This window comes from Butyrivibrio sp. (assembly GCF_024699075.1).
This window is the reverse complement of the sequence record NZ_JAILQF010000395.1, coordinates 1-3,233: the sequence shown is the minus strand read 5'-3', so window position 1 is coordinate 3,233 and position 3,233 is coordinate 1. Positions and strand designations below refer to the sequence as shown.

At 36.4% G+C, this 3,233-nt stretch carries 4 protein-coding genes and 1 riboswitch; of the genes, 1 reads left to right on the top strand and 3 read right to left on the bottom strand.

Annotated elements, in window-relative coordinates; all coding sequences use genetic code 11:
- Both K6G87_RS15905 and K6G87_RS15900 read right to left on the bottom strand, forming a co-directional pair.
- A partial coding sequence (locus K6G87_RS15905; RefSeq protein ID WP_296839453.1) for an Hsp70 family protein occupies positions 1 to 139 on the bottom strand: 139 nt, incomplete at its 3' end.
- The gene (locus tag K6G87_RS15900) at positions 136 to 300 is read right to left on the bottom strand and encodes a hypothetical protein (protein WP_296839450.1); all 165 of its coding nucleotides are present in this window, start codon (positions 298 to 300) and stop codon (positions 136 to 138) included. The genes K6G87_RS15905 and K6G87_RS15900, both read right to left, overlap by 4 nt.
- Before the next feature lie 178 nt (positions 301 to 478).
- Positions 479 to 560: riboswitch (cyclic di-GMP riboswitch) on the bottom strand.
- Between the two features lie 451 nt (positions 561 to 1,011).
- Here K6G87_RS15900 and K6G87_RS15895 point away from each other — a divergent pair.
- Positions 1,012 to 2,301 (top strand): ATP-binding protein, encoded by a 1,290-nt coding sequence (locus tag K6G87_RS15895; RefSeq protein ID WP_296839447.1) that lies wholly within the window; start codon positions 1,012 to 1,014, stop codon positions 2,299 to 2,301.
- Between the two features lie 45 nt (positions 2,302 to 2,346).
- Here K6G87_RS15895 and K6G87_RS15890 read toward each other — a convergent pair.
- Positions 2,347 to 3,233 (bottom strand): hypothetical protein (locus K6G87_RS15890; protein ID WP_296839443.1); only part of this gene is annotated, 887 nt, incomplete at its 5' end.

Below are 3,233 nucleotides of genomic sequence, written 5' to 3'. Positions count from 1 at the left end.
AAGTATCACCGTTAGATTCTATGCTGACAACTGAAGGCGTAAGATATTCCCCGAGTGAATTTTTAATAATCTTAATGCCTTCATCTGTCCATGCACTGACCAGTGAATTGGTCGTACCTAAGTCAATTCCGATAATCATATTTTTCTCCTATCTATACCATCAGTATCCGTATTATCATTTGTACTACCAGCTTCTGATGATTCATTCTCGTTCACTTCTATACTAGAAGCATCGCTACTACTATTTGAATTATCACTTATATTCTCTTCTTTATTGGAAGATTTATTCTGTAAATCCATTGATTCTTCTTTAATAGATTTAGTAGATTTATTTCCGACATCCGATAAATTAAAAGTTGTTCCACATCCTGTACACAATAACGATACTACCAACATTATAGATAGAGTCCTCTTTTTCATATCGTTCCTTTCTTTTTTTGACATAAGCACTTATGTGCGTATTATCTTGCATGCCAACCTGAAAAACAACCTGTATCAAATTCCCACTTCTTACGCCCGCTTTGCGTCCTACCGTCACCGGAAGTTTGCCCTTGTCTTTATGTAAAATCAAAAACTTAATGCCATTATACATATTTTTTTGGCTTGCGGTTAAAAATCCGACGAAACGACAAAAATATGCGACGAAATTCATTTTGGGCAAAAAAAGAGGCAATGCCAGATTTAAATGACATTACCTCTTATATTTCCATTTATCTATAATTACCATTCCTGATACGTTATCTCTGCTGCAGCTGCCTCTGTCTTTTCACGCCACTCAGTTTCTTCTTGTTCAGTCATGACACGAAAGTTATAACCATTTTCTTTGTAGTATTGCTCGACAGATCCCAGACCCGCGAACTGTATTGCACTTTGGCCTTAAAAAATGTATTATTATGATGTAATTTAGTCTTAAAAAATGTATATACGATATACTTTTAGCCCTTAAAAAATGTATATAAACCCCAAAATCAGGTCTTAAAAAATGTAACATTTACCTCGGAGGTCGCATAAATGCAACGTTTTGCAATGAAAAAACTAGAAGCATGGAAAAACGATGATAATCGTAAACCTTTAGTAATAATGGGTGCTCGTCAGGTAGGAAAAACCTGGCTCATGAAAGAATTCGGAAGGTTATATTATAAAAAAGTTGCCTATATCTCTTTTTATAACAATGAGGCAATGAAGCATGTATTTGAACAGGATTATGATATAAATCGAATCGTTTCAGCTATTACTATCGAAGTTGGCTTTACTATTTCATCAGAGGATACTCTAATTATATTTGATGAAATCCAAAATGCCCCTAAAGCATTTGAATCTCTCAAATACTTCTACGAGGATGCGCCTGAATACCACATTATGGTTGCCGGATCTTTATTAGGTGTAGCGCTACATGAAGGAATCTCATATCCTGTAGGCAAAGTAACGACTCTCAACCTATACCCTCTCAATTTCCGCGAATTCTTACATGCTGTAGGTGAAAAGGGACTGGCTGATGCATTAGAAACAAAAGACTATGACTTAATAGATAGCTTTTCAGAGAAATACATCTATCATCTAAAAAATTATTTTTATGTAGGTGGAATGCCTGAAGTTGTTAGTAAATTCATAAATAATAATGATTATATTGCAGCTAGAGAAATACAAAAAGAAATTGTTCTTCAATATAAAGGAGATTTTGGCAAGCATATCTCTCCCAACGAACTTCCAAGAATAAATATGGTATGGGATTCTATCCCTATGCAGTTAGCAAAAGAAAATAAGAAATTCTTTTTTGGACAAATCAAAAAAGGCGCCCGTAGTGCAGAATTTGAAAAAGCAATTCAATGGTTAGTTGATAGCGGCTTAGTATATCGCGTTCATAAAGTTAAAGAACCACACATTCCACTCTCAGCCTACAAAGAATTATCCTTCTTCAAGCTATTCTTCGTTGACATAGGATTGCTTGGTGCAATGAGCGAATTGGATTTACATTCTGTAATTGAAGGAAACAGGTTATTTGTGGAGTTTAAAGGTGCTCTTACAGAACAATATGTTCTCCAGCAGATCATGAGCGATACAACCTATACTCCATATTACTACGGAACAGCATCTGCAACTTTTGAGCAGGATTTCCTCATTCAAAAAGGAATGGATGCCGTACCAATAGAAGTGAAAGCCGAAACCAACATTCATTCTAAGAGTCTGAAGGCTTTTTATGATAAGTTCCATCCGAGTATTTCCATCCGCTTATCTCTTCTAAACTACAAGGAACAAGATTGGCTGGTTAACATTCCTTTATACGCTGTTAGCAATATGTGACCAAAAATGTTTAAGGGGGTGATGCTTAGCACCATCCCCTTATTTTTATAAATCATTAAACTCATCCTGATGATCCAGAATATAACTTATAGCATTATCTGCCGTCATATCACTGACATTTTCGCTTAGCCACTTGGTCACTTCCGCTTTAGGTTCAGTATAGCCCTCGCTCCATTGATTTACATAACCCTTACACAATACAGCAACAGAATCATCTCCATCTGACAAGATAACGATCATATCTGCAACTCCATCGTCATCCACATCACAGAATTCAACCTCTACCACATCGCTGTACTGCTCTATATTTATATCTTCAGAATCTCTAAACCTAGGATGCGCAACACAAGTAACAACATTATCCACAATGATCTCGATATCCGGTCCCTTGTCTGAATCGACAACCGCACAAGTGATCGTACCAGTATTCTGGTATATCGCAGCATCTATTACCTTTACAGCATTCTCTTCCCATAGTTCACGATTGGAAAAAAATCTGTATGGATTATCAGAATCTCCCGTTACCTCTATTGTGAGACGCCTGTTATTGGTTTGGAATCCAACATGGAAAATGATCTGGAGCACATCTCCATTTCGTACTCCCGCCTCACACCTTACATCTTTCATATAGCAATCACTTACTTGTGAAAAGAAAATATCGTATTCTTCTACATATACAAAATCCGATACTAATGAAGCATCAAAATCAGTTATGCCTGTTTTATCTTCCACAAATGCTCTGACATCTTCTCCTGATAAAGCTATGAGATCATATTCTACAGCATCAAATTCATCACTTGCTTCAAGATAAGCGTCTACTGCTTCCTGGGAATAATCGCAGTTTTCAATGCCTGCTCCATAAGCCAAAACATCTCCCCAGTCAATCTGGTCTGCATTTTTGTATGATGCAAGAGTAAAACCATAATTATCTA

Coding starts and splice junctions, on each gene's coding strand:
- K6G87_RS15900 (WP_296839450.1), bottom strand. CDS start 300: ATGGATTTACAGAATAAATCTTCCAATAAAGAAGAGAATATAAGTGAT.
- K6G87_RS15895 (WP_296839447.1), top strand. CDS start 1,012: ATGCAACGTTTTGCAATGAAAAAACTAGAAGCATGGAAAAACGATGAT.